This is a genomic window from Plantactinospora sp. CNZ321 (assembly GCF_004217235.1).
The window spans coordinates 549,278-574,191 of record NZ_SHKQ01000001.1 but is presented as its reverse complement, the minus strand read 5'-3'; the positions used below and the strand labels follow the sequence as shown (position 1 = coordinate 574,191).

Annotated in this window: 16 protein-coding genes; 8 read left to right on the top strand and 8 right to left on the bottom strand. The window is 72.4% G+C overall.

What is annotated here, in order from left to right; genetic code table 11:
• Position 1 precedes the first annotated feature (1 nt).
• On the bottom strand, positions 2–1,717 hold the full coding sequence (locus tag EV371_RS02490; protein WP_130460610.1) for an ABC transporter ATP-binding protein: 1,716 nt from the start codon (positions 1,715–1,717) through the stop codon (positions 2–4).
• A complete protein-coding gene (locus EV371_RS02485; protein WP_130460609.1) occupies positions 1,714–3,594 on the bottom strand; it encodes an ABC transporter ATP-binding protein in 1,881 nt (626 codons plus the stop codon). The genes EV371_RS02490 and EV371_RS02485 overlap by 4 nt, the downstream gene beginning before the upstream one ends.
• Positions 3,595–3,700: 106 nt before the next feature.
• Here EV371_RS02485 and EV371_RS02480 point away from each other — a divergent pair, with 106 nt between their 5' ends.
• The 5 genes from EV371_RS02480 (at position 3,701) to EV371_RS02460 (ending at position 8,497) form a co-directional block, all read left to right on the top strand.
• Complete coding sequence (locus EV371_RS02480) at positions 3,701–4,255, top strand: TetR family transcriptional regulator (protein ID WP_130460608.1); 555 nt, start codon at positions 3,701–3,703, stop codon at positions 4,253–4,255.
• 284 nt (positions 4,256–4,539) lie between these two features.
• A complete protein-coding gene (gene pyk / locus EV371_RS02475) occupies positions 4,540–5,991 on the top strand; it encodes a pyruvate kinase (RefSeq protein ID WP_130460607.1) in 1,452 nt (483 codons plus the stop codon).
• A gap of 62 nt (positions 5,992–6,053) precedes the next feature.
• The gene (locus EV371_RS02470; RefSeq protein WP_130465600.1) at positions 6,054–6,923 is read left to right on the top strand and encodes an acyl-CoA thioesterase domain-containing protein; all 870 of its coding nucleotides are present in this window, start codon (positions 6,054–6,056) and stop codon (positions 6,921–6,923) included.
• 23 nt (positions 6,924–6,946) lie between these two features.
• Positions 6,947–7,492: an Rrf2 family transcriptional regulator gene (locus tag EV371_RS02465; RefSeq protein ID WP_130460606.1), complete on the top strand. Its 546-nt coding sequence runs from the start codon at positions 6,947–6,949 to the stop codon at positions 7,490–7,492.
• 93 nt (positions 7,493–7,585) lie between these two features.
• Positions 7,586–8,497: a MerR family transcriptional regulator gene (locus EV371_RS02460; RefSeq protein ID WP_130460605.1), complete on the top strand. Its 912-nt coding sequence runs from the start codon at positions 7,586–7,588 to the stop codon at positions 8,495–8,497.
• 52 nt (positions 8,498–8,549) lie between these two features.
• On the opposite strand, the gene EV371_RS02455 is transcribed toward EV371_RS02460, so the two are convergent.
• The 4 genes from EV371_RS02455 to EV371_RS02440 form a co-directional block, all read right to left on the bottom strand.
• Complete coding sequence (locus tag EV371_RS02455) at positions 8,550–10,001, bottom strand: PLP-dependent aminotransferase family protein (RefSeq protein WP_486484447.1); 1,452 nt, start codon at positions 9,999–10,001, stop codon at positions 8,550–8,552.
• Between the two features lie 147 nt (positions 10,002–10,148).
• Complete coding sequence (locus EV371_RS02450; RefSeq protein WP_130460604.1) at positions 10,149–11,192, bottom strand: substrate-binding domain-containing protein; 1,044 nt, start codon at positions 11,190–11,192, stop codon at positions 10,149–10,151.
• A 74-nt stretch (positions 11,193–11,266) separates the two neighbouring features.
• Positions 11,267–14,179 carry a glycoside hydrolase family 3 protein gene (locus EV371_RS02445; protein WP_130460603.1) on the bottom strand — a complete coding sequence of 971 codons (2,913 nt, stop codon included), beginning with the start codon at positions 14,177–14,179 and terminating at the stop codon, positions 11,267–11,269.
• A 336-nt stretch (positions 14,180–14,515) separates the two neighbouring features.
• A complete protein-coding gene (locus EV371_RS02440) occupies positions 14,516–15,931 on the bottom strand; it encodes an ROK family protein (RefSeq protein ID WP_130460602.1) in 1,416 nt (471 codons plus the stop codon).
• Positions 15,932–16,208: 277 nt separating this feature from the next.
• Here EV371_RS02440 and EV371_RS02435 point away from each other — a divergent pair, with 277 nt between their 5' ends.
• From EV371_RS02435 to EV371_RS02425, 3 genes are all read left to right on the top strand, one after another.
• Entirely contained in the window at positions 16,209–17,888 is a 1,680-nt protein-coding gene (locus EV371_RS02435; RefSeq protein WP_130460601.1) for an extracellular solute-binding protein, read from the top strand.
• 317 nt (positions 17,889–18,205) lie between these two features.
• A complete protein-coding gene (locus EV371_RS02430) occupies positions 18,206–19,087 on the top strand; it encodes an ABC transporter permease subunit (RefSeq protein WP_130465598.1) in 882 nt (293 codons plus the stop codon).
• On the top strand, positions 19,084–20,019 hold the full coding sequence (locus tag EV371_RS02425; RefSeq protein ID WP_130460600.1) for a carbohydrate ABC transporter permease: 936 nt from the start codon (positions 19,084–19,086) through the stop codon (positions 20,017–20,019). Before EV371_RS02430 ends, EV371_RS02425 begins: the two co-directional genes overlap by 4 nt.
• Before the next feature lie 86 nt (positions 20,020–20,105).
• Here the strand turns inward: EV371_RS02425 and EV371_RS02420 are convergent, their stop codons facing one another.
• Together EV371_RS02420 and EV371_RS02415 are read right to left on the bottom strand one after the other, a co-directional pair.
• Positions 20,106–22,451 carry a TIM-barrel domain-containing protein gene (locus EV371_RS02420; protein WP_130460599.1) on the bottom strand — a complete coding sequence of 782 codons (2,346 nt, stop codon included), beginning with the start codon at positions 22,449–22,451 and terminating at the stop codon, positions 20,106–20,108.
• Between the two features lie 100 nt (positions 22,452–22,551).
• Positions 22,552–24,894, bottom strand: a complete 2,343-nt coding sequence (locus tag EV371_RS02415) for a glycosyl hydrolase family 95 catalytic domain-containing protein (protein WP_130460598.1) — start codon at positions 24,892–24,894, stop codon at positions 22,552–22,554.
• Between the last annotated feature and the right edge of the window lie 20 nt (positions 24,895–24,914).

Here is a 24,914-nt window from a genome sequence, read left to right as displayed (position 1 = left end):
TTCATCCACTCGCCGCCGCCGTCAGCGAGATGTTCCAGAAGTCGGCGTAGCGGCCGCCGCGGCGCAGCAGTTCGTCGTGGCTGCCCTCCGCCACGATCCGGCCTCCGTCGAGGAAGACGACCCGGTCGGCGCGCCGGACCGTGCGCATCCGATGCGCCACCATCACCACCGTCCGGCCCGCCATCAGGCGCTCGATACCCTCGTGGACCGCCGCCTCGTTCATCGGGTCCAGTGCGGAGGTCACCTCGTCCAACAGCACGATGGGCGCATCCTTCAGCAGCGCTCGCGCGATCGAGACACGCTGGCGCTCGCCGCCCGACAGCAGTGCGCCGCCCTCGCCGACATTCGTCGCCCATCCGCCGGGCAGCCGCTCGATCACGTCGTCCAGCTGCGCCGCGGCCGCCGCCGAGCGCACCTCGGCATCGGTCGCGTCGGGCCGGCCCAGACGCACGTTCTCCTCGATCGTGCCGTCGAAGAGGTAGACGTCCTGGAACACGATGGCGAACTGCGCCATCAACGCCTCGGTGTCGATCGCGCGCACGTCCACACCCCCCACCCGCACCGCGCCCGCGTCCACGTCGTGGAACCGCGCGAGCAACCGGAGCAGGGTGCTCTTACCGGCACCCGACGGTCCGACGACGGCGAGCCGTTGCCCCTCTGGCACGCGCAACGACACGTCGTCGATCACCGTGCGGTCGCCGTGCCGGAAGGCGACGGAGTCGAACTCCAGGTCATGACGTTCCGGCTGGATCGGCTCGCGCGGTTCGGGCAGCGGCTCGGTGCGCAACACCGTGTCGAGTCTCGCCAACTCGGCGCGTGCGCCGCGGAGTTTGCCACCGAACTCCGCCAGCGACAGCAGCGGATCCGCGCAGCGGGCGGCCAGCACCAGGATCGTCAGGACCTCCGCCGCGCTGATCCTTCCGCCGAGCGTGAGGTAGGCGCCCAGGACCAGCAACGCGGTGAACATCGCCTGCACGGTGAGCGTCAGGCCCACCGCGCCGGGCAGCGCCGCCAGGGTGGAACGGCGGGAGGCGCGGTGGACCTCCCGCAACGAGTCGTCGAGCAACCGGAAGCGTTCGACGGTCCGGCCACCGGCGCGCAGCACGGGCTGGGCCTGGAGATAGTCGATGACCCGCGCGGCGGCCCGCTGGTCGCGTTCGGCGCTTCGCGCGTTGCTGGCGGCCATCGCCCGTCCGGCCCACACCTGGATCGTCGCGACGATCGGTGCGACCACCAACGCCGCCAGCCCCAGCTGCCAGTTGAAGGCGAGCATCACCACGACGATCGTCAGGGGAGTCACGCAGGCGGAGATGAACGGTGCCAGCAGGTGTGCCGCCACGCCCATCGCCTGGAGGAGGCCGCGGCTGGCCATCACCGACACCTCCCCGACCCGCCCGGCGCTGTACCAACCGATGGGCAGTCGGGCCAGATGGTCGCCGAGCCGGTGGTACATGGCCCGCAACATCGCGGTTCCGACGCGCATACCGGACAGGTCGCTGCAATAGCGCAGCACCGCGTAGACCGCGACCGCGGCCCCGAACGCGATCAACCAGGGCCAGGCATCGGCGGGATCGTTTCCGAACAGGGCCCGTAGCACGGGAACCAGCAGCGCGTAGGAGAGTCCCTCGACGATCGCGGTCGTCGTCATCAGCGCTACCGTGCGGCGCATCGGCTTCGCGTACTCGTGTCCCAACACGCGCAGCAGCATTCGGATCATCGGGGCTCGCCTCCTTGCCGTACGCCACCGTGGACCTCGGCCTGGTCGGCGATCGCCGACCGGTGGGATCGCCAGAGGGCGGCGAATTTCCCATCCTGGGCCAGCAGGTCGGCGGGCCTGCCGCGTTCGACGATCGACCCGTTCTCCAGCACCGCGACGACGTCGGCGTCGGCGATCGTCTCCAGTCGATGGGCGATGACCAGGATCGTCCGATCACCCGCCAGCGTCGCCAGGGCCCGGCGTACCGCCTGTTCGGTCTGCGGGTCGGCGAAGGAGGTCGCCTCGTCGAGCACCAGGACGGGCGTGTCGGCAAGCAGCGCGCGGGCGAGCGAGATCCGCTGCGCCTCGCCGCCCGACAGTCCGACGCCGTCTCCGATGACCGTCTCGTAGCCGTGCGGCAGTTCGAGGATGCGGTCGTGGATGTTCGCCAGGCGGGCGGCGCGAACCACGTCGTCGCGGTCGGCGTGCGGTGCGGCCAGGGCGATGTTGTCCGCGACCGACGCGTGCAGCAGGCGTACGTCCTGAAAGACGAAGGAGACCAACCGGTGGAGCTGCCGGCTGCCGAGTTCCCGCAGATCGACGCCGCCGAGCAGGACCGATCCGTGGGTCGGGTCGAAGAACCGGGGCAACAGCTGGACCAGCGTGGACTTTCCGCTTCCCGACGGTCCGACGACGGCGGTGACCGTACCCGGCTCGAGCACCAGGTCGATCCCGCGCAGCACCTCGTGATCAGTTTCCTGATCGGTGCCCTGGTCGGCGCCGTAGCCGAATCGGACGGCACGCAGCTCCACCCGGTGACCCCGCGGTGCGACCGGATGCGCGGGCTCCGGTAGCGACGGCACCTCGAGGATGTCCCGGATCCGGCCGATCGCCCGTCGGGCGGCCTGGATGTCGTCGAAGCCGTGTCCGAGGGCCGCCACCGGGGCGGTCAGGCCCAGGCCGAGCAGCAGGAAGGGCAGCAGGTCGGCCGGGGCCAGGGCGGCATCCTCGCCGCCGGTGGTGATCAGAGTGGTGCCGCCGATCAGCACGACCAGCAGCACGAACGGCGGTGACAGCGCCAGCTGCATGCCGGCGGCGATCCACGAGATGCCGCGTACCCACCGGACGAAGACGTCGACGAAATCGTCCGCGGCCGTCCGGAACCTGCGGTGGGCGCGCCCGGAGCCGCCGAACGCCTTGACCACCGAGATGCCCTGCACGAACTCGACCACGGAGCTCGCGATCCGTCCCATGGCCCCGTCGAACTCCTGCTGCTCGCGCAGCCGGGTCGGGGTCATCATCGCCGGTACCAGCGCCACCGCCAGGACCACCGGGATCAGGGTGATCAGCGTGAGCCGCCAGTCGACGGTGCAGAGGTAGCTCAGCGACACCAGTGGCACCACGAACGCGGAGACGAGTTCGCCGGGGGCGTGGGCGATGACCGGGTGTACGGCACTCACGTCCTCGCCCACCACCTTCGCCAGCTCGCCGGTCCGGCGCCGGGAGAACCAGCCGATCGGCACGCGCCCCAGCCGCGCGGCCAGCTGCCGGCGGAACGTCAGCTGCACCCGGCCGTCGAGAAGATGCCCGAGCGCGGACGACGCTGCGGTGCACAGCAGCCGCACGAACAGGCCGACCGCGCCCGCGATGACGACGGTCCAGACATGGCCGTGATCGGTCGGGCCGGGCGACAGCAGGGTACGACCCAGTTCCACGACCGCCAGCAGCGGCGCCAGGCCCGCGACGGCGCCGACGACCTGGAGGACGACCACGGCCGCGAAACCCCGAAGATGCGGGCGCAGCAGTCGTACCAGGCTCCCTCCCGCCGCGACCTCGGCATCCGGTGGTGGCGGTGGCGTGGACTGTTTCCTCGTTCCGACGGCGACTGTGGTGGTCATCGCTCTGCTGCCCCCGTTCAGATCAGCGACTCGGTGACGGCGTCGGACTCGCCGCAGGTTGATTACGCTACCGGTAGTAGCGTAATCGGCAGGATAGCCTATCCAGGTGCGGGCATCCACCTCCTCGGCGGCCGGGCGTCCCCGCTCGGACCTGAACGCGACGGTCTTCGCCGCCACGTTGCGCTCGGTGCACGAGCTGGGTTACGCGGGCGCGACGATGGACCGGATCGCGGTGGCGGCGGGGGTCGCGAAGACGACGCTCTACCGCCGATGGCCCTCGAAGGGTGCGTTGATCATCGACTGCCTCATCGACGCGTTCGGCCGGATACCGTTCGAGGGCGTCGATCGTGACGAGGTGCTGTCCTCGGGCATCCGGTGGCTCGCTGACAAGATCGGGGAACCCGGGGTGGGTGCGGCGCTCGCGGGCGTGTTCAGCGACGCCGTGAACGATCCGGCCCTGCGTGCGATCCTCGCCTCCCGGCTGCAGGCGCCGTACCGGCTCGCGCTCCAGGCCGAGTTGGGTGAGCCGCCGCACCGGATCCGGCTCCTCATGGACGTCGTCACCGGAACGCTCATCCACCGGATGGGCATGACCGGCGAGCCGATGGCCGACGCCGACGTCGCCGCACTGATCGAGATGGTTTTGCGCACATTTCGCTGACTGTCCCCATCCGGCCCGGATCTGCCGTCGCGGCCGACCCGCGGTCACCGACGTAGACTTTCTGTTCGGGCGTCGTTGACCGTCCGCACGGGCACCCGGACGCTCACCGGGCGGGAGCACAGCGGTGGCGCGGCGGGGGTAGGCTCGGCGCCGCGCGGTCGCTGACGCCCGCCAACGACGTCCCGGTGTGACGACCCGCCGGTCACCCACCAGCCGCGTGACGTTGGTCAAGACTTCGGCATCCCGAGGGTCCGGCGGGCCGATCCGAGAGAGAGACTAGCCTGATGGCCGTGACACGCCGCGCGAAGATCGTCTGCACCCTTGGTCCCGCGACCTCCTCACCGGAGCGCATCCGCGGACTCGTCGAGGCGGGCATGGACGTAGCCCGGCTCAACTTCAGCCACGGCAGCCATGCCGACCACGAGCAGGTCTACCACCTGGTCCGCGAGGCTGCCCGGACCACGGGGCGGGCCGTTGCCGTCCTCGCCGACCTGCAGGGTCCGAAGATCCGGCTCGGCCGGTTCGCCGACGGCCCGCACGAGTGGCGCACCGGCGACTCCGTGGTGATCACCGGGGACGCCGTCCTCGGCACCCGGGAGCGGGTCTCCTGCACCTACGACAAGCTGCCGGCCGAGGTGAAGCCCGGCGACCGGCTGCTGATCGACGACGGCCGGGTCGCCGTCGAGGTCAGCGACGTGCAGGGCAACGACATCCGGGTGCTGGTCACCGAGGGTGGTGTCGTCTCCAACAACAAGGGCGTCTCGCTGCCGAACGTCGCGGTCAGCGTGCCGGCGATGTCGGACAAGGACACCGAGGACCTGCGCTTCGCGCTCCGGCTCGGCGTCGACATGGTGGCGATGTCCTTCGTCCGCTCGCCCGACGACATCAAGCTGGCGCACAACATCATGCACGAGGTCGGGGTGCACCGGCCGGTGATGGCGAAGGTGGAGAAGCCCGAGGCGGTCACCCACCTGGAGGCGATCGTCAACGCCTTCGACGGCATCATGGTGGCCCGGGGCGACCTCGGTGTGGAGCTGCCGCTCGACCAGGTGCCGCTGGTGCAGAAGCGGGCGGTGCAGCTCTGCCGCGAGAACGCCAAGCCGGTCATCGTGGCCACCCAGATGCTCGACTCCATGATCGAGAATTCCCGGCCGACCCGCGCCGAGGCGTCCGACGTCGCCAACGCGGTGCTGGACGGCGCGGACGCGGTGATGCTCTCCGGCGAGACCAGCGTCGGGAAGTACCCGGTGCTCACGGTCAGCACGATGGCCAAGATCGTGACGACCACCGAGTCCGGATCGATCGGCGTGCCCCGGCTCCAGCACGACCCGCGTACCCACGGTGGGGCGCTGACCGTCGCCGCCTCGCAGATCGCCAAGGCGATCGGGGCGAAGGCGCTGGTCGCGTTCTCGCAGACCGGTGACACCGTACGGCGGCTCTCCCGGCTGCACTGCGACCTGCCGCTGCTCGCCTTCACCCCGGTGCCCGAGGTCCGCGACCTGCTCGCACTCTCCTGGGGCGTGCAGACCTTCCTGATGCCGTTCGTGCAGCACACCGACGACATGTTCCGGCAGGTCGACCAGGCGCTGATCGGGCTCAGCCACGCCAACCCGGGCGACTACGTGGTGATCGTCGCCGGTACCCCGTCCGGCACCCCGGGCTCCACCAACACGCTGCGGGTGCACCAGCTCGGCTCGCTGGTGGACCCGACGACGGTGGCGCGGACCGGGCAGTGAGTTCGGAGAGGCCCGGCGACGGTGGGCCGGACCGGGCGGTGGGTTCGGACGGCCCCGGCGAGGTGGTTGTCGGGCAGGCGGCGGTCGACCAGCTGCTGGACGTACTCGATCTCCGGCAGCTCGACGAGATGACCTTCCGGGGGATGAGCCCTCCGGTCGGCCCGCAACGGGTCTACGGCGGCCAGGTCGCCGGCCAGGCCCTGGTCGCGGCCGGCCGGACGGTCGACCCGGCCCGGTTCGTGCACTCCCTGCACGGCTACTTCGTCCGGCCCGGCGACCCGGTCGAACCGATCGAGTACCAGGTGGAGAACGTCCGGGACGGCCGTTCCTTCTCGGTACGCCGTTCGGTCGCGCTCCAGCACGACAAGCCGATCTTCTTCATGTCGGCCTCCTTCCACCACGCCGAGGAGGGGCTCGACCACCACGCCCCGGCGCCGGTCGACGTGCCGGCACCGGAGACGTTGCCGACCATGGCCGACCGGCTGGCCCGCTATCCGGAACGGCTCGGCATCTGGGCGATGATCCCGCGCCCGATCGACGTCCGGTACGTCGGCGAGCCCGGCTGGGTACGCCCCGGCGACCGTCCCGCCGACCCGCACCAGCGGGTCTGGATGCGGATCGACGGCAAGCTGCCGGACGATCCGCTGCTGCACGCCTGCGCGCTCACCTACGCCTCCGACCTGACCCTGCTCGACTCGGTCCTCTCGGTGCACGGCGAGGTGTGGGGGCCCGGCGGCCTGGTCGGGGCCAGCCTCGACCACGCGCTCTGGTTCCACCGCCGGTTCCGGGCCGACGAATGGTTCCTCTACGACTGCTGGAGCCCGTCCGCCTCCGGTGGCCGGGGGCTCGCCACCGGCCGGATGTTCACCGTCGACGGCCGGCAGATCGCCAGCGCGGTACAGGAGGGGCTGCTCCGCCGGGTCGGCGCCTGACCCGGCCGGCTAACCTTTCCGGCATGCGTCTCTCCGCCCGGGTCGACTACGCGCTGCGTGCCGTTGCCGAGATCGCCGCACGCGCGGAGGAGAGTGGGCCGGACCCGCGCCCGGCAGCCGCTGCCCGGTCCCGCCCCGCCGGCCGGGTCGCCGGCGATGCCGAGGTCGGGTCGGGCCGGCGTCCGGCGCCGTTGACCGCCGAGCAGATCGCCCGGGTGCAGAACATTCCGCCGAAGTTCCTGGAGAGCATCCTGCTGCAACTGCGCCGGGGTGGCATCGTGCACGCCCAGCGTGGCCCCGAGGGCGGCTACTGGCTGGCCCGTCCGGCGGCGGAGATCTCGCTCGCCGCGATCATCCGGGTGATCGACGGCCCGCTGGCCAACGTCCGGGGACAGCGCCCGGAGGAACTCGGCTACTCGGGCGCGGCGCGGGCCCTCCAGGAGGTCTGGATCGCACTGCGGGCCAGCGAGCGGCAGATCCTGGAACTGGTGACCATCGCCGACGTGGCCAACGGCAAGCTGCCGGAGCGGGTCCGCGACCTCGCCGCAGACCCGGCCGCCTGGGTCTGACCGCTCCCCGGGACGCCTCGCCGGCCGCCGTCGATGCCGGCGCGCGAGATAATGGCTTGAGTCTCCAGTCGCTGGAAGGTTGATGCTCTGGCTGTGAACGACCGCACCGAGCTGTTCACGATCGGACAGCTCGCCCGACGTACCGGACTGCCGGTGCGGACCATCCGCTTCTGGTCGGACATCGACGTCATCCCGCCGACCGGCCGGTCCGCGAGTGGCTACCGGTTGTACGACACCGAGGCGGTGGCCCGGCTGGAACTGGTCCGGACCCTGCGCGAACTCGGGCTCGACCTCGGGACGGTGCAGCGGATCCTGGCCCGGCAGAGCGCGCTGGCCGACGTGGCCCGGGCGCACGTACGCGCCCTGGACACCGAGATCCGTTCGCTCCAGTTGCGCCGGGCGGTGCTGCGGTCGGTCGCCCGACGGAACAGCACGACCGAGGAGATGAGAGTGATGAACAGACTGGCCCGGCTCTCCGCGCAGGAGCGGCAGCGGATGATCGACGAATTCGTGGACCGTACCTTCGCCGGCGTCGACCCGTACGAGCCAGGGGCGAGGATCGCCGAGGCGATGCGGCAGATGCCGGCCGAGCTGCCCGACGATCCGACCCCGGAGCAGGTGGACGCCTGGCTCGAACTCGCCGAACTCGTCACGGATCCGGAGTTCGCGCAGCGGGTCCGGCAGATGGCGGTGGCCGGCGGCCAGCCGACCGCCGACCGGGGCGGGCCGCCGCCGTACGACCACGCGGTGGTGATCGAGCAGGCCGGCCGGGCGCTGGCGGACGGGATCGCCCCGGACTCCGCCGAGGGTCGGGCGATCCTGGATCAGATCATCGGTCCGGGCGTCGCCGCCGACGAGCGGGTGCGGCTCGCCGACGAGGTGGCGACCTTCACCGACCGACGTGTCGAGCGGTACTGGGAGTTGCTGGGCGTGCTCAACGACCGGCCGCCGTTCCCGCCCCGGGTACCGATGTTCGAGTGGTTCATCGCCGCGCTGCGCGGCTGAGTGGTGAGCAGGGGCCCTCGCTCATCGCTTTCTGCTGTTGCGGGGGCCCTTCCTAACGCCGCAGGGCGGTGGCGGTGCGGGTGATCAACTGCCAGGTCTGCGCCACGTGCTCCTCCCGGGTGTACGGCGAACCGGGCACCAGCCGCAGCGTGTAGCGCCCGGCCACCCGGGTGTGCGTCAGGTACGCCCGGCCGGTCGCGTTGACCCGGGCCAGCAGTTCGGCGTTCGCCGCGTCGTCGGCATCGTCGTTCCCGGTGGACAGTAACCGGAAGCAGACCAGCGCGAACGGACCCGGCGCGACCAGTTCGAAGCGCCGGTCGGCCCGGACCCGGTCGGCGAACCAGTTGCCGAGCCCGATCGTGGCCCGGATGTGTGCGCGCAGCCCCTCGGCGCCGTACCAGCGGAGCACGAACCAGAGCTTCAGGGCCCGGAACCGCCGCCCCAGCGGTACCTGCCAGTCGCGGTAGTCGAGCACCTCGCCGGACTCGGTCGCCGCATTGCGCAGGTACTCCGGCAGCACGGTCAGCGCCTCGACCAGCTCCGCCCGGTCCGCCACCCAGAACGCGTCGCAGTCGAAGCCGGTGAGCAGCCACTTGTGCGGGTCGAAGCAGTACGAGTCGGCGTACTCCAGTCCGGCGTGCGTGTGCCGAAGTTCCGGGCAGACCGCGGCGGCTCCGGCGTACGCGGCGTCGACGTGCAGCCACAGGCCGTACTCCCGGCACAGCTCGCCGATCGCCGGGATCGGGTCGACCGCGTTGGTGGAGGTGGTGCCGATCGTCGCCACCACCGCCGCCGGGACCAGTCCGGCGGCCAGGTCCGCCTCGACGGCGGTACGCAGCGCCGCCGGATCCATCGCCAGGGTCTCCGGATCGACCGCGACGGTACGCAGTCCCGCGTCGCCGAGGCCCGCGATCCGGACCGCCTTCTCGATCGCCGAGTGCCCCTGGGTCGAGGTGTAGATCCGGTACGCCCGCTCCACCCCGTGTCCCCGCCACCGCCCGGCGGCGGCCCGGTGCAGTGCGGCCAGCACGGCGATCAGGATCGCCGAGGAGGCCGAGTCCTGGATCACCCCACCGCCGGAGCCGCTGGACCGGAACCTCGCCGGCAGGTCGAGCAGTTCGGCCAGCCAGTCCAGCACCACCGTCTCGACCTCGGTGCAGGCCGGGCCGGTGGACCAGAGCATGCCCTGCACGCCGAGGCCGGCGCAGACCAGGTCGCCCAGCACACTGGGCCCGGAGGTGTTCGCCGGGAAGTAGCCGAAGAACCGGGGATGCTGCCAGTGGGTGAGACCGGGGGTGATCACGGTCTCCAGGTCGGCGAGCAGCCGGTCGAACGGCTCACCCCGCTCGGGCGGGCCGGCCGGCAGCCGGGCGGCGACGCTGCCGGGCGGATCGGCGGAGGTCACCGGCCGCCGGTCCAGGGTGCTCCAGTAGTCGGCGATCCAGTCGACGACCTGGTGCCCGTGTCGCCGGAACTCGTCCGGGGTCATGTGGTGGTTGGCCATGGCCCCGAGTCGACCAGTCCGGCCGTCGCCGATCAAGAACCGGCCGTCGGTCGATCAACCGATGGAGACGATCGACCCGGCGACCGCAACCCGGCCGTCGGCCGATCAAGCAGCCGAGTCGACCAGCCCGGAGCCGGCGGTGTGCGGTCAGGAGGCGGGCGAGCCGGCGCGTACCCACCGGGGCTTGGCGGGTGCGGTCGCGGTGCTGGCCCGTACGGTCAGCCGGGGTGGCAGCAGGGTGCTCTGCGGGACCGGCTTCTCCGCCAGCTTGCACATCAGCAGCGACACCGCCTGCCGGCCCACCTCCTCGGCCGGGATCAGCACCGAGGTCAACGCCGGGCTCGCCCGTTCGGCGACCTCGTCCGGGCAGATCGCCACCACCGAGACGTCCTGCGGCACCCGCCGGCCGAGCGCCGGCAGCGCGGCGAGCACCTGGCCGACCGCCGCCTCGTTGTGCACCACCAGCGCCGACAGGTCCGGCCGGCGGGCCAGCAGCCCGGCCAGCTCCCGGACGACCGCCTCGAAGTTCTCCTCACACGACTGGGCGGTCGCCGCGATCCCGAGCCGCTGTGCCGTTTCGGTGAATCCGGCCCGGGTGCGGTGGGCGAAACCGGTGTCCCGGTCGTAGACCACCGCCGGGGCGCCGAGCAGCGCGACCGTGCGGTGGCCGAGCCCGGCCAGGTGCTCCACACACGCCGCCCCGGCCCGGTAGAAGTCCAGGTCCACGCAGGTGAGTCCGGACGGGTCGGCCGGAAAGCCGATCAGCACGCTGGGGCGTTCAAGGTCGCGCAGCACCGGCACCCGGGCGTCGTGCATCTCGACGTCCATCAGCACGATGCCGTCGACCATCGCGCTGGCGGCGATCCGGCGCAGTCCGGCCGGACCCTCGTCGGCGGTCATCAGCAGTACGTCGTGGTCGAACTGCCGGGCGGTGGTGACCACGGCGGTGGCGAACTGCATCAGTACCGGCAGGTGCATGCCGGAGCGCAGCGGCAGCACCAGGGCGATCACGTTGGCCCGCTTGCTGGCCAGCGCCCGGGCCCCGGCGTTCGGGTGGTAGCCGAGGCTGCGCACGCTGGCCAGTACCCGGGCCCGGGTCGACGCCGAGATGGCGCGCTTGCCGCTGAGCACGTACGACACGGTGCTGACCGCGACACCGGCGTGCCGGGCCACGTCGGCGATGGTCACCATGTCCGCCCGCTTGCCGAGGCCTGCCGGGGACGGTTGGGGCGTCGGTCGCGAGGTGGGACGCGACGATTCGGCCACTAGACGCCTCCAGTTCCCGTCCCGGCACGGTCGCCGTCCGGGCTGGCCAGGAAGGTCAACCAGCTCACCGTGGCGCCGGGGGTGTCGAAGATCAGGTAGAGGTCCCGTAGCCCGGTCGCCTCGCCGTGCCAGTGGCCGGTCACCTCGCGGGCGGTGGCGGCCGGCGGGATGGTGAGCGTGCCGGCGACCGGGCCCCGGACCGGGTCGTCCAGCCGGAGCACCAGCCGGGCACCGTCCGGCAGCGGCCGCTGCCCGCCGACCCGGGCGGCGACGCCGCGTATCCCGGTGCCGAAGTCGACCCGGGAGAACCGGACCCAGCCGCCGGCCTCCCGGGCGACCACGGCGGCACCGTCCGGGCCGTCGGGCAGCGGCTCGGTGCCGGCGTACTCGTCGTGGTCGACCCCCCGGAGTGGACCGGCCAGCGGGTCCCGGGGGCGTACCGGCTCGCCGCGCACGGCCAGGGTGGCGGTCAGTACCAGGTCGGCACTGGACCGGCCGACCGCGATGGTGTGCCGGGCCTCCTCCACCACGTACCGGCCCCGGGTCACGTCCCAGTGTGCCAACTCGGCGGCGCGCAGTCGGAGCCGTACCGTGGTCCGCTCGCCCGGCGCCAGGCTCACCCGGGCGAAGCCGCGAAGCTGGCGCAGCGGTTGCTTCACCCGGGACCGCCGCTGCCGGGTGTAGAGCTGGACCACCTCGTCGCCCGGTCGCGAACCGACGTTGGCCACCCGCACGCTGACCTCGATCTCTCCGGCCGCGTCCACCTCGTCCGCGCTCAGCCGCAGGTCAGAGTAGGCGAACTCGGCGTAGCTCAGCCCGTGGCCGAACGGGTAGAGCGGATTGCCCCGATGGTAGAGGTACGTGGTGTCGGTGGCTATCACGTCGTAGTCGAACAGGTCGGGCAGCTCGGCCGCGTCGCGGTACCAGGTCTGGGTCAACCGGCCACCGGGGTCGGCGTCCCCGGCGAGTACGGCCGCCAGCGCGGCGCCGTACTCCTGGCCGCCGTGCGCGGACCAGAGGATCGCCGGCAGGTGCCGGTCGGCCCAGCCCAGCGCGTACGGATAGCTGCTGCTGACCACCAGCACGGTACGCGGGTTGGCCGCGTACACCGCCCGGAGCAGTGCTTCCTGTGCGCTCGGCAGCGCCAGGTCGGCCCGGTCCTCGGTCTCCCGGCCGCAGACCATCGGGTGGTTGCCGAGTACCACCACGGCGACGTCGGCGTCCCGGGCCAGCGCCGCCGCCTCGGCCGTACCGTCGGCGACCAGCTCGACGGTGAAGCCGGTGCCGTCGGCGGGGTCGGCCGCGTCGGCCCGGAGCACGCCGTCCGGGGCGACGGTGACGTATCGGTCGCTGGCGAGGTGGTGCAGCACGCGGTCACCGGTCGGACGGTCGACGAACCGGAACGTCTCCCGGACCACCCAGCCACCCGGGCCGGGCCGGTCGTTGACCAGCAGGCCGTCCTCGTCCGCACCGATGTGCCGGCCGTTGGCCAGGCACCGCAAGGCGATGACGTCCTGACCCCAGTCGAAGACCTCCAACCAGCCGTCCGGCGGAACCGCCGTGGTCGCCGCCGGCAGGGTGTCGAGGCGCAGCGCCGCGCCGTCCGGGGTGTCGGCGGCCCGGAGATAGCGGTCGCCGGTACGCAGCGCGATCCGGTCCGCCCCGCAGTGGTGCAGCGTGGTCGCGTGGGCGAACCGGGCCGTCAGGCCGTCCCGGGCGGTGATCGCGTACGGCAGGGTGCCGCTGTACCAGTCCTCGTAGAGCGTGTCGGCCAACGGGCCGAGTACGGCCAGCCGGCCGGTGCTGGCCGGATCCAGCGGGAGCAGCGCCCCGCTGCCGGGCCGGGCCGGGTTGCGCAGCAGCACGATCGACTGCCGGGCGGCCTCCCGGGCCAGTTCCTGGTGTGCCGGACAGTTGATCACGTCGGCCGTGATCGCGTCGTACGGGTTCCGCCCCGGCGGGTCGAGGTCACCGAGCCGGAACCGGACGGTGAGGATCCGCCGGACGGCGTTGTCCAGGTCGGACTCGTCGAGCAGTCCCCGGCGCAGCGCCTCGGTGATCCGTTCGATGGTCGGCCCGGTGTTCTCACCGTCCTCGGTGAAGCTGTCGATGCCGGCCCGCAGGGCGGCGGCGTAACCGCTCGGGTGGTCGGGGTGGTAGCCCTGCGCCCCGGCGATGTTGGAGATCGCACCGGCGTCGCTGACCACCATGATCTCGTCGCTGGTCCACCGGCGCAGCTCCGCGTCGATCAGTGGACTGAGGTGCGCCGGCCGCCCGTTGACCAGGTTGTACGACGCCATCACCGCCACCGCCGCCCCGGTGGCGATCGGGGCCCGGAAGGCGGGCAGCTCGTACTCGTACAGCACCCGGGGCGGGAGGTTGCTGGAGGTGGTGCACCGGTCGGTCTCGTTGTTGTAGCCGAGGAAGTGCTTCAGCGTCGGTGCGGTCTTCAGGTAGTCGGGGTGGTCGCCGCGCAGTCCTCGGGCGTACGCCGTGCCGAGCCAACTGGTCAGCCAGGGGTCCTCGGCGTAGCCCTCCTCGTTGCGTCCCCATCGGGGATCCCGGAGCGGGTTGACCACCGGCGCCCACACGTTCAGCCCGACCCGGGTCGGGTCCTTCTGGTGCAGGCCCCGCACCTCGTCACCGACGGCCGCGCCGACGGCCCGGATCAGCTCGGGGTTCCAGGTGCTGCCCAGCCCGAGCGCCTGTGGGAAGACGGTGGCCGGGCCGAGCCAGGCCAGCCCGTGCAGCGCCTCGGTGCCGGTTCGGAAGGCCGGCAGCCCGAGCCGGGGCAGCGCGGCCTGGTGCTGGGGGAGCAGCGCGATCTTCTCTGCCCGGGTGAGCCGGCCGAGCAGGTCGGCGACCCGTACGTCGAGCGGCTGGTCAGGATCGCGGAATCTCGTGTCGCTCATGGTCGATCGCCCTCCGTGATCTTCGACTGGCGCCGCGGCGGTGCCGACCGGTGGGCCGCAGTCGGGCCAGCACCGGATGTGGCGGATCGTCGAAGCGCTTCGAGTCGGGTTGGGGGTGCACGGGACGGTGGGGGTGTCCGGCCGCCAGCCCGGGAAGCTCGAAGCGCTTCGACGACCAGGGAAGAGACGCTCCACCGAGGGAAGCGGTTTCCCGCTGGTTACGGGGGAGCACTCCGAGGTTTTCACCAGCCGGCGTACCGGGTCAAGAGGTTGGCTGGAAATGGATCGGCCACGATCGCTCACCGCCCGGGTGGCCCCGGCGGTGCGGCGGTCGCGTCAGTGCTGGCCGGCCGGCTGCCGGCTCGGGCCGGTCGGCTGCGGTCCTGCCGTGGCCGGTGCCTCCGGTCCGGCCGAGGTCGGCCCGGAGGTCGGCTCCGGCTCGGCTCCGGGGGGCGCCGTGCTGGACCGGGTGGGCGACTTCCGCGAGGCCTTCGCGGCCGACCCCGCCTCCTGCCTGGCAGCCCAGCCCGGGCCGGGTGGCGGTAGCCGACCCGCGTCGACCGTCTCCAGCGTCCGGGCCGCCCCGCCGGCCGCCGCCGCGCCGGTGCCGAGGGCCGAGGCGAGCAGCCGGGCACCGCCGGCCTCCGGGGCCAGCGTGCCGGCCAGCAGTTCCGTCTCGGCGGCGGGCAGCAGCCACGGTGCCAGCGTGGCGAAGTAGCCACCCAGCAGCACCACCTCGGGGTTGACCAGGTTGGCCAGCAGCGCCACGCCCCGGCCGAGGTAGCGGCCGGTGTCGGCGAGCGCGTCCAGGGTGGGCCGGTCACCCCGGCGGGCCTTCGTCCGGATCCGCTCGACCTCGGGGGCGAAGTCGCTGATCGGGCCGTCCTCGGCCGCGTCCGGCAGCGCCCGGCGGATCAGTGCGGGGATGCCGGCAACCGCCTCCAGGCAGCCGTGCCGGCCGCAGGGGCAGTGCGGACCGCCCGGTTCGACCGGCACGTGTCCCAGTTCGCCGGCGAACCCGCGCCCGCCGCGCAGCAGCCGGCCGTCGGCGATCACGCCCGCGCCGAGCCCGGCGCCGCCGGTCAGGTGGACCAGGTTGGCGGTGCCGGCGTACGGGCCGTGCCGGTATTCGGCGAGGGCGGCGAGGTTGGCGTCGTTCTCCACCGCCACCTCGAAGGCGGGATCGCGCAGCGCGCGTCGCAGGTCGGTGCCGAGCGGGAGATCGCGCCAGCCGAGCGTGGTGGCGAGCCGCACGGTGCCGTCGGCGTCCACCAGCCCGGGGACCGCCACGGTGAGGCCGAGCACCTCGCGTGCCTGGTTGCCGACCCGGTTGACGGCGCGGTTGGCGAGCGCGGCTATCGCGCTGACCGCCCGGCCGGGTGAGCCGGACGACCCGTCGAAGGCGCGTCGCCAGGAGAGCAGCTCGGTGCCGGCGAGGTCGACCGCGACCACGGTCAGCTCGTCGATGCTCACCTCGATGCCGATCGCCGCGTACGGGGCGCCGTCGACCACCAGTATGGTCGCGGGGCGGCCGATCCGGTTCTCGGCCAGGCCGGTCTCCCGGACCAGTCGCCGGTCGAGCAACTCGGCGACCAGGCTGGAGACGGTCGCCTTGTTCAGCCCGGTCGAGGCGGCGATGTCCGCCCGGGAGCAGGGCGCGTGCGCCCGGACGAAGCGCAGGACGACGGCGAGGTTCGTGGCCCGTACGTCGGCGAGATCGGCCGGCTGCGGACCGGTCTGCGTCGTGAACAAGTTCAGCCCCGCTCCCCGCGTGTCGGTCTCCGGGCCCGGTGTCGAGCCGGGTTGCCGACGGCGCGGCCATCATGCCGCACCGCCACGCGCCGGCCCACGCTCACCCGCCGCGCCATGATTGTTCGATGTCTTGTGGCACCGGTCACCGTCGATTACTTTTGTTTAGTCAACCGACTAACTCACTCTACCCCATACCCACCCAGCAACCGAACGGGTTCGGCTCCCGCGTGGCACGCGGGTCGGCGGCCCGGACGGCGATATCGAAGGGAGCGCCCCCGTGGAAGCATCCGGCCCGGGCAGCGCCACCAACCGTAGGAACTTCCTGAGCCTGGTGGGCCTCGGTGCCGCGGCGACCGTCGGCAGTGGCCTGCTCGCCGGCTGCGGTGGCGAGGTGGCCTCCACCAGCAGCGCCCAGGACCTGGACAAGCTCGCCGGCCTGCTGCCCCACCAGAAGGACCTGCCGCCCGGCATCCCCAAGCCGAGCATCATCGGCACCCGTCCGGTGCCGGACGGCTACACCGAGTTTCCGAGCACCCTGGTCGACGCCATCGCCGACAAGCCGGGCAGCAGCGGCCAGCGGATCAACGCGATGACCCCGGCCTGGGGCCCGGCACCGCCCGGACTCGGCCAGAGCCAGTACCTGGCGGCGGTCAACGCGGAACTGGGCATCGAGGTCAACTTCAGCGTCCAGGACGGCAACACGTACGCGGACAAGCTCAACGCCATGCTCGGCGCCCGCGACGTGCCGGACCTGCTCTGCGTACCGGAGTGGGAGGTCTCCAAGCTGCCCCGGTTCGCCGACGCGACCGCCGCGCTCTTCGAGGACCTCACCGACCACCTCAAGGGCGCCGGGATCGACCCGTACCCGATGCTGGCCACCTTCCCGGCCGGAGCCTGGCGCAACGCGTTCTGGAACGAGCGGCTGATGGCGGTGCCCTGTCCGAAGGACGGGCCCTTCCCGTGGGCGCTCTTCTACCGCAAGGACCTGCTCGACGCGGCCGGCCACGGCTATCCGAAGACGATCGACGAACTCTTCGAGGTCGGCAAGTCGGTGACCGACCCGGCCAAGGGGGTCTGGGCCTTCAACGACATCTTCGCGATGGTCCAGATGTTCCACAAGGTGCCGGGCACCGACGACGGCTGGCGGCTGAAGCCGGACGGCACGCCGGAGTTCAAGTACGAGACGCCGGAATACAAGCAGTCCGTCGAGTTCATGGCCAAGGTCTACCAGGCCGGCCTGGTCCACCCGAGCCTGGTGGCCAGCAAGGGCGCCGACTCCAAGCAGTTGATCCAGAGCGGAAAGATCCTCTTCTTCCAGGACGGTCCGGGCGCCTGGCAGCCGATGCAGGCCGAGCAGCAGCGGATCACCCCGGGCTTCAACATCCAGCCGGTGCCGATCTTCTCGGCCACCGGCGGCGACCCGCTGGTCTGGGGCGACGACAACCCGATCTCGTACACCTTCATCAGGAAGGGGCTGGGCAAGGCCCGGGTCGAGGAGCTGCTGCGGGTGATCAACTGGTGCTCGGCGCCGTTCGGCACCAAGGAGTTCGACCTGCGCGAGTACGGAGTGGAGGGCAAGCACCACAACCGGACCGCCACCGGCCCGGTCAAGACCGACCTCGGCTTCAAGGAGATCCAGAACCAGTACTTCTTCATCAGCGGGCGCAGCCCGGTGGTGCAGCCCTCCCCGCAGACCCCGAACTACGTCCGGGACATGCTGACCTACTCCAACGAGATGGTGAAGTACCTGGAGAAGGACCCCTGGGCGGGCCTGAAGCTGGAGATGCCGGCCCGGTTCAAGGCGAGCCTCGTCCCGACCGACGACAAGGTGACCGACCTGCTGCGCGGCCGACGGCCGATCGGTGACCTCGACACGATCATCACGGAGTGGCGTAACGGCGGCGGCGACGAGGGTCGCGAGTTCCGCGCCAAGGCGTTGGCCGACGCCGGACGATGAGTACCCGCGAAACGGCCCGGGCGGGCGGCGCCGGTGCGGACCGGCGCCGCCCGCCCGGCGGCCACGCCCGGGTGACCTCGCGGCCCGGTGACCGGGCCGGCGAACCCGGCGCTCCGGTCGACGTCACCGTCGCCCCGCCCCGGCCCGGTGCCGTGCCGGCCGGCGACGGGGGCGGCCCCGCACCGGTCGGGCCCGCCGCCGGTGGTCCCGGCCGGCCGGACCGCCGTCCCGAGCCGGTACGCCACGGCCGTGGGCGCCGCAGGGGCGCCCGGGCACCGCTGCGGGCCCGGCTGCGCCGGGACTGGCCGCTGCTGGTGATGGTGGCCCCGGCCGCGCTGCTGCTGCTGGTCTTCCACTACCTGCCGACGCTCGGCAACGTCGTCGCCTTCCAGGACTACAACCCGTACGCCGGGGACACCCCGCTGCAGGCGTTCCTGCACAGCCCCTGGATCGGGACGACCCACTTCGAGACGCTCTTCGGCGACCCGGCGTTCTGGGACGCGCTGCGCAACACCCTGGCGATCACCACCTTCCAACTGGTCTTCTACTTCCCGCTGCCGATCATGCTGGCGATCATGCTGCACAACATCCTCTCGCCGAGGCTGCGGGGCTTCGTGCAGACCGTCGTCTATCTGCCGCACTTCTTCAGCTGGGTACTGGTGGTCACCTTCTTCGTGCAGATGTTCGGCGGGGCCGGGCTGCTCGCCCAGGAGATGCGCGACGTCGGGCTCGAACCGTGGAACATCATGTCCAACCCGGACACCTTCATCCTGCTGGTCACCGCCGAGACGGTGTGGAAGGACGTCGGTTGGGGCACGATCGTCTTCCTCGCCGCGCTCTCCACCATCGACCCGCACCTGTACGAGGCGTCCGCGGTCGACGGGGCGGGCCGGTGGAAGCGACTGTGGCACGTGACGCTGCCCGGGCTGCGGCCGGTGATCGTACTCCTGCTGATCCTGCGGCTCGGCGACGCGCTCTCGGTCGGCTTCGAGCAGTTCATGCTGCAACGCGACGCGGTGGGGCGGCAGGCGGCCGAGGTGCTGGACACCTTCGTCTACTACAACTCCATCGCCACCGGCAACTACGGCTACGGCGCGGCCGCCGGGCTCTTCAAGGCCGTGGTCGGGCTGGTGCTGATCCTGGCGGCCAACCGGTTCGCCCACGCCCTCGGCGAGCGGGGAGTGTACTCGCGATCATGACTGTGACGGATCCTCTGCGGACGGCCCCGGCGCAGCGGCGTCGGGGGCGGAACCGGCGACCGGCCTGGGAGGAGGAGCCGTCCGCGGCCGGCCAGGTCTTCCGGGGCGGCGTACTCACCGGCGTGGTGCTGGCGGTGCTGATCCCGCTCTGGGTGGTGCTGGTGACGAGTCTGGCGTCCCGGCAGACCATCAACGCCGCGGGTGGGCTGGTCGTGGTGCCGAGGGAGATCGACTTCTCGGCGTACCGGGCGATCTTCGCCGGTGGGCTGGTCACCCAGGCGCTCTGGACCAGCACCCTGGTCACCCTGGTCGGTACGGCGGTGAGCCTGGTGCTGACCGTGCTGGCCGCGTACGGGTTGTCCCGGCCCGGGACGGTCGGGCACCGGGGGCTGCTCTTCTTCTTCCTGCTGACGTTCCTGATCTATCCCGGCATGGTGCCGAGCTATCTGGTGGTCACCGGGCTCGGGTTGAAGGACCAGATCTGGGCACTGATCCTGCCGACCGCGGTCAGCGTCTTCAACCTGGTGGTGGTGCGGGCGTTCTTCCAGAACATCCCGGCCGAGCTGCTGGACAGCGCCCGGATCGACGGTGCCGGCGAGTTCCGGATCCTGGCCCGGATCGTGCTGCCGCTCTCCCGGGCGGTGATCGCGGTGGTCGGGCTCTTCTACGCGGTGGGCTACTGGAACATCTGGTTCAACGCCCTGCTCTACATCGACGACAACTCGAAGTTCCCGATCCAGCGGGTGTTGCAGAGCTTCATCCTGGCCGGCCAGTCGCCGAACAACGCCGGCACGCTCGGGGTCTCGATGCCGCCGACGCTGGCGATCAAGATGGCGGTGGTGGTGGTCACGGTCTCGCCGATCGTCCTGGTCTACCCGTTCGTGCAGCGGCACTTCGTCAAGGGCGTGATCATCGGCGCGGTGAAGGGCTGAGCGCCGGGTCGGGTCCGTACTCCGCACGTCGGCGGTCACCTGAAGGGGGACGGGGCGCCCCCCACCTGGGCACCCCGCCCCGACCTTCAACCCCGCACGGTGGGTAGTCCATCCAGCGGCACCGCCCTGGTCGCGGTGCCGCCCAGCAGCAGCCGCCCGGGCAGCCGGGCACCCTCGACCGGGGCGAGGGCGACGCCGGTGACCCGGAGCGGTCCGTCGACCTCGACCCGGAACTCGTCGCCCGACCGGCCGGCCCGGATCGTGGTGTCGCCGTCGACGTCGTGCACCACCGCGCTGCCGTCGGTGGCGCCGAAGCTGAGCACGGTGACGTCGGAGAACGCGCCGTCGCCGACCCGGTCGGCCGGTGGCATCACCGGGATCAGCGCGCCGTACCGGACGAAGAGCGGGATCTGGGCCAGCGGCCGGTGCACCCGCAGGTGCCGGCCACCGGCGTGCACCTGTCCGGTCCAGAAGTCCACCCAGTCGCCGGCCGGCAGGTAGAGGTGCCGCCGGTTCTCCGGGTTGGTCATCGGCGCCACCAGCAGGTCCTCGCCGAGCCGGTACTCCAGCTCCGCCGTCCACGCGGCAGGATCGTCGGGGGAGTCCACCAGCAGGGCCCGCAGCATCGGCGCACCGGTCCGGGCCGAGGTCACCGCCGCCGAGTAGAGGTACGGCATCAGCCGGTAGCGCAACCGCAGCGCCTCGACGGCGAGCCGCTCGGCCTCGGCCGGGAAGTCCCAGGGCAGCCGGCTGGTGGTGCCGTGGAACCGGACCAGCGGGGAGAACGCCCCGAACTGCGCCCAGCGTACGTAGAGATCCGGCGTCGGGGTGCCGTGGAATCCGCCGCTGTCGTGGCTCCAGAACGGCACCCCGGACAGCCCGTGGCTCAGCCCGCCGCGCAGCGTACTGGCCAGGGCCGGGTACGTCGCGTTCACGTCGCCGCTCCACTGTGCTGAGTGCCGCTGCCCACCCAGGTACGACGACCGGGCCCACACCGTGGAGTGCCCGGCCACCTCCCGGGTCACCTTCACCACCACGTCGTTGAAGAGCAGCGAGTAGACGTTGTGCAGCTCGACTCCGGTCATCCCGTTGTGCGCCACCGCGTCCGCCGGTACCCCCTCGGCGAAGTCGGTCTTGAAGACGCTGGCGCCCTGCTCCAGCAGCGGCCGGAGCAGCCCGGTGAACCAGTCGACCGCGGCCGGGTTGGTGAAGTCGACGATCCCGCCGGCCGGGTGGCTGCCGTGCCAGGTGTCCGCCACGTAGACCGTCCCGTCGGCCCGGCGCAGGAAGTAGCCGGCCTCGGCCGCCTCGGCGTAGCGCGGGCTGCCGGTCATCACGTACGGGTTCATCCAGAGGCTGACCCTGAAGCCCGCCTCGGCCAGCTCCGCCAGCATGCCGGCCGGATCGGGGAACTGCTCGGCGTCCCAGCGCAGGTCCGACCAGGCGCCGGCGACCTGCCAGTAGCAGTCCAGGTGCAGCACGTCGCAGGGAATCCCGCGTTGGCGGATCCGCCGCGCCCGTTCCAGCACCCGCTGCTGGCTGTCCCGGTAGAAGCCCGACGAGATCCAGGCGCCGAACGCCCACTTGGGCGGCAGCGCCGGCCGGCAGGTCAGCCGGTCGTACCGCTCCAGGATCTGGGCCGGGGCGGGGCCGGCGATCACGTAGTAGTCGATCAGGTCGTCCGGCACCAGGATCTGCACGCAGCTGTGCGTGGACTGGCAGATGTCGAACTCGACCGGCATGCCGCTGTCGACCAGTACCCCGTAGCCCCGGTCGGAGAGGTAGAGCGGGATGTTCTTGTGCGAGCGGTCCGACTCGCTGCCGAAGGCGTCGAAGTTCCACATCAGAGCGCGCTGGCCGCGCTTGTCCAGCGGGGTGAACTTCTCGCCGAGCCCCACGAACCGCTCGTCGCCGGGGGCCACGAAGCTCTCGTGGTAGGCGGCGACCGCGCCGTCGACGAGTGACCGGCCGAACGGCAGGGTGCGCAGTCGACCGCTGATGTCCTGCTCGCCCCGGCTCTGGCTGACCAGCACCGCGCCGGTCGGGTCGACGAAGCGCAGGTGCCACGGGTCGAGGGCCAGTTCGGCGACGACCGCTCCGGCGTCGACCCGGACCCGGTCGCCGTCGACGCGTACCTCGGCGCGGTGCGGCTGGGGGTGGACCAGGCGCAGGGCGCGGCTGGCCCGGCCCCGGGCGAGCGGGTCCTCGCTGAGGCGTACCCGGATGACGCCCTCGGCGGCGGCGGTGATCCGGACCGCGAGCGAGCCGCCGTCCGAGGTTGTCGCCTTGAGGGTCACGCCCTGGCCGTCCGTGCTCAGCACCTCGGCCCGGTGCAGTGCGGAGAGCCCGTGCTCGCCCGGGGCTCGGACCGGTAGGTCGGGCGGGTCGGCGACGAACGTCTCGTGCGGCACCAGGGGCGGGCGGTACGGCATGCGGCCTCCTCGGCTCCCGGGACGCGGGTCGCGCGCACCGCCGACGGATGCCGGCCGGCACATGGACTCCCCATAGTTTCTTTGGTTACCCAACAAACTGTCAACGCCGCGATCGGAGTCGATGCGTCCGGCCGGCCGCCAGTTCGACCCGGACCGGATCGCGGCCGGGCAGTCCGACGGCGACCTCCCGGTCGACCGGGGAGGTCAGCGACGTCTCGACCTCCGTCGGCGTCCAGGCCAGCCGGGTCACCGTGACCGGACCCCGGGCGAGCAGCCCGCAGACGCTGCCGCGCGGCCAGGCCGGCGGCAGCGCCGGCAACAGGTCGAGCCGGACCGACGGCGCTCCCGGCCCGGGGCCGGGAGCGAGGCTGTGGCCGGGAGCGAGGCTGCTGCGCAGCAGCATGGCGGCGATCACGGCCGGGAACCCACCGCAGAGGTCGAGGTTGAAGATCGCGTCCCGGTTGTGCGTGGAGACCAGGTTCGGCCGCCAGTACCGGCCGGCCATCAGCAGCACCGTCCGGTACGCCTCCTCGGCCAGCCCGAGCCGCGCCGCCGCCAGGCCGAGCTGGGCCAGCCCGTAACCCATCTCGTCCGACTCCGCCCCCTGCCACCAGGCCAGCCGGTGCCGGATCGCCAGCGTCGCGGCCCGGCGCAGCGCGGGGTCGGCGGCGAAGGCCGGATCGATCTCGTACCAGAGCGGATAGAGCTGCGAGGCGTGCCGGTGCGCGTGGTTGTCGTGCAGCTCCGGGGCGATCCACTCGGCGAGTTCCCCGGTCGGGGCGATCCGGTACGGCGGCAGCGCCGCCAGCAGGGCCCGCCAGCGCGGCTCGGCCGGGTCGGGCTCACCCAGCGCCGCCGTCGCGGTCAGCAGGTTCCGCAGCAGGTCGCCGACGGCCGCCACGTCCATGGTGGCGTCCAGGCTCGCCTGCGCGCCGGTGTTCGCCGGTGCGTTCTCCGGCGAGTACGACGGCGCGAACCGGGCGCGGCCGTCCGGTCCGACCGTCACGAAGTCCAGGTAGAACTCGGCGGCCCGACGCAGGAACGGCAGCGCCCGCTCCCGCAGGAACGTCCGGTCCCCGGTGTGGCACCAGTGGTCGTGGTAGAGCCGGCCGAGCCAGGCCGCCCCGGCGGTCCAGAACGTCTGGCACCAGACCGGACCGAAGTGGTTCTGCCGGCCGTGGCTGGTCAGGTGCGTCGGGGTGAGGATGCCGGCCGCCCCGTACAGCCGGCGGGCGTTGTCGGCCAGGTCGTCGGCGACCGAGTCGAGCAGGTCGAAGAGGGGTACGACCAGTTCGGGCGTGCCGGTGACGGCCAGCGCCGCCAGCGCGGCCGGCAGGTTGCCGTTCAGCGTGTAGCCGCCGCTCCAGGCCGGCCGGTAGCTGCCGCTCCACACCCCGAGCAGGGTCGGCGGCAGGTCGCCGCAGGCGGAGACGATCGCGTACCGGCCGGCCGCGAAGAGCCGCTCCAGCAGCGCGTTGCCGCCCGATGTGTCGGGCTCGGCGGTGCTGCCGGACTCGGCGGTGCCGCCAACGGTGTCCGGTCGCAACGGTGCCAGCAGCTCCTCGGTGGTGGCCGTCCGGGCGGCCGGCGAGCCGGCCAGGTCCAGCCGGACCCGGCCGACCAGTTCGCCGTGCACTGCGACGTGCGCGGCCAGCAGCGCGTCGAAGTCCGCCGGCAGCTCCGCCAGCTCCGGCCCCGGCGACGGTACGCCGTCCACGGTGGTACGCAGCAGCAGGAGCGTGCCGCCCCGCAGCGCCCGGCACCGTACGGTGTAGCCGGTGACCTGCCGTCCGGTGGCGGCGGGGAACTCCACCCGCAGTCCCAGCCCGTCCGGCGCGATCGTCGTCGCCATCGGCACCGGCGGGTCCTCGTCGAGGACGCCGAGCCCGCTGTGCCAGCCGGTCGGCCCGGTGAGCCGGACGACCAGCGCGTCGTGCGGGCGCGACACGAACGCGGCCACCTCGACCGTGCCCTCCGGCGACCGCCAGGACTGCCGGACCACCCCCGTGTCGAAGTCGGTGCTCCGCCGGTAGCCGGTGGCCGTCACCCCGCCGGCGCCCGGTCCGGCGCTCGGTCCGGCGCTCGGTCCGGCGGCCGCCACCGGGGTGCAGGTGAGGACGGCCGCGCCGACCAGCGGGTCGACCCAGCGGGTCGTGGCGTACCCGGGATCCTGTTCGGCGGCGAACTCGACCACCCGCTCGGCGGCGCGCCGGTGTTGGCCGGCGGCGAGTAGCGAACGCAGTTCGGGAAGGATCCGGACGGTCGGCGGCGGGTCCAGCGGCGGGGTCAGCGGCAGGAAGAGCCGTTCGTGCGACAGGGTGATCCGGACCGCCTCCGGGCCGCCGTGGCAGAGCGCACCCTGCCGGCCGTTGCCACTGATCAGCGCGGCCTCCCAGTCGTCGGTCCGGGTGGTCGAGACGAGCCCGTTGACAGGGGGATTCACCCCGCTTACTTTGGCTGGAA

Excerpts from the sequence above, each read along its gene's own strand:
- EV371_RS02490 (WP_130460610.1), bottom strand. The coding sequence starts at position 1,717 with ATGATCCGAATGCTGCTGCGCGTGTTGGGACACGAGTACGCGAAGCCG.
- EV371_RS02485 (WP_130460609.1), bottom strand. The coding sequence starts at position 3,594 with ATGACCACCACAGTCGCCGTCGGAACGAGGAAACAGTCCACGCCACCG.
- pyk (WP_130460607.1), top strand. The coding sequence starts at position 4,540 with ATGGCCGTGACACGCCGCGCGAAGATCGTCTGCACCCTTGGTCCCGCG.
- EV371_RS02465 (WP_130460606.1), top strand. The coding sequence starts at position 6,947 with ATGCGTCTCTCCGCCCGGGTCGACTACGCGCTGCGTGCCGTTGCCGAG.
- EV371_RS02455 (WP_486484447.1), bottom strand. The coding sequence starts at position 10,001 with ATGGCCAACCACCACATGACCCCGGACGAGTTCCGGCGACACGGGCAC.
- EV371_RS02450 (WP_130460604.1), bottom strand. The coding sequence starts at position 11,192 with ATGGTGACCATCGCCGACGTGGCCCGGCACGCCGGTGTCGCGGTCAGC.
- EV371_RS02445 (WP_130460603.1), bottom strand. The coding sequence starts at position 14,179 with ATGAGCGACACGAGATTCCGCGATCCTGACCAGCCGCTCGACGTACGG.
- EV371_RS02430 (WP_130465598.1), top strand. The coding sequence starts at position 18,206 with ATGGTGGCCCCGGCCGCGCTGCTGCTGCTGGTCTTCCACTACCTGCCG.
- EV371_RS02425 (WP_130460600.1), top strand. The coding sequence starts at position 19,084 with ATGACTGTGACGGATCCTCTGCGGACGGCCCCGGCGCAGCGGCGTCGG.
- EV371_RS02420 (WP_130460599.1), bottom strand. The coding sequence starts at position 22,451 with ATGCCGTACCGCCCGCCCCTGGTGCCGCACGAGACGTTCGTCGCCGAC.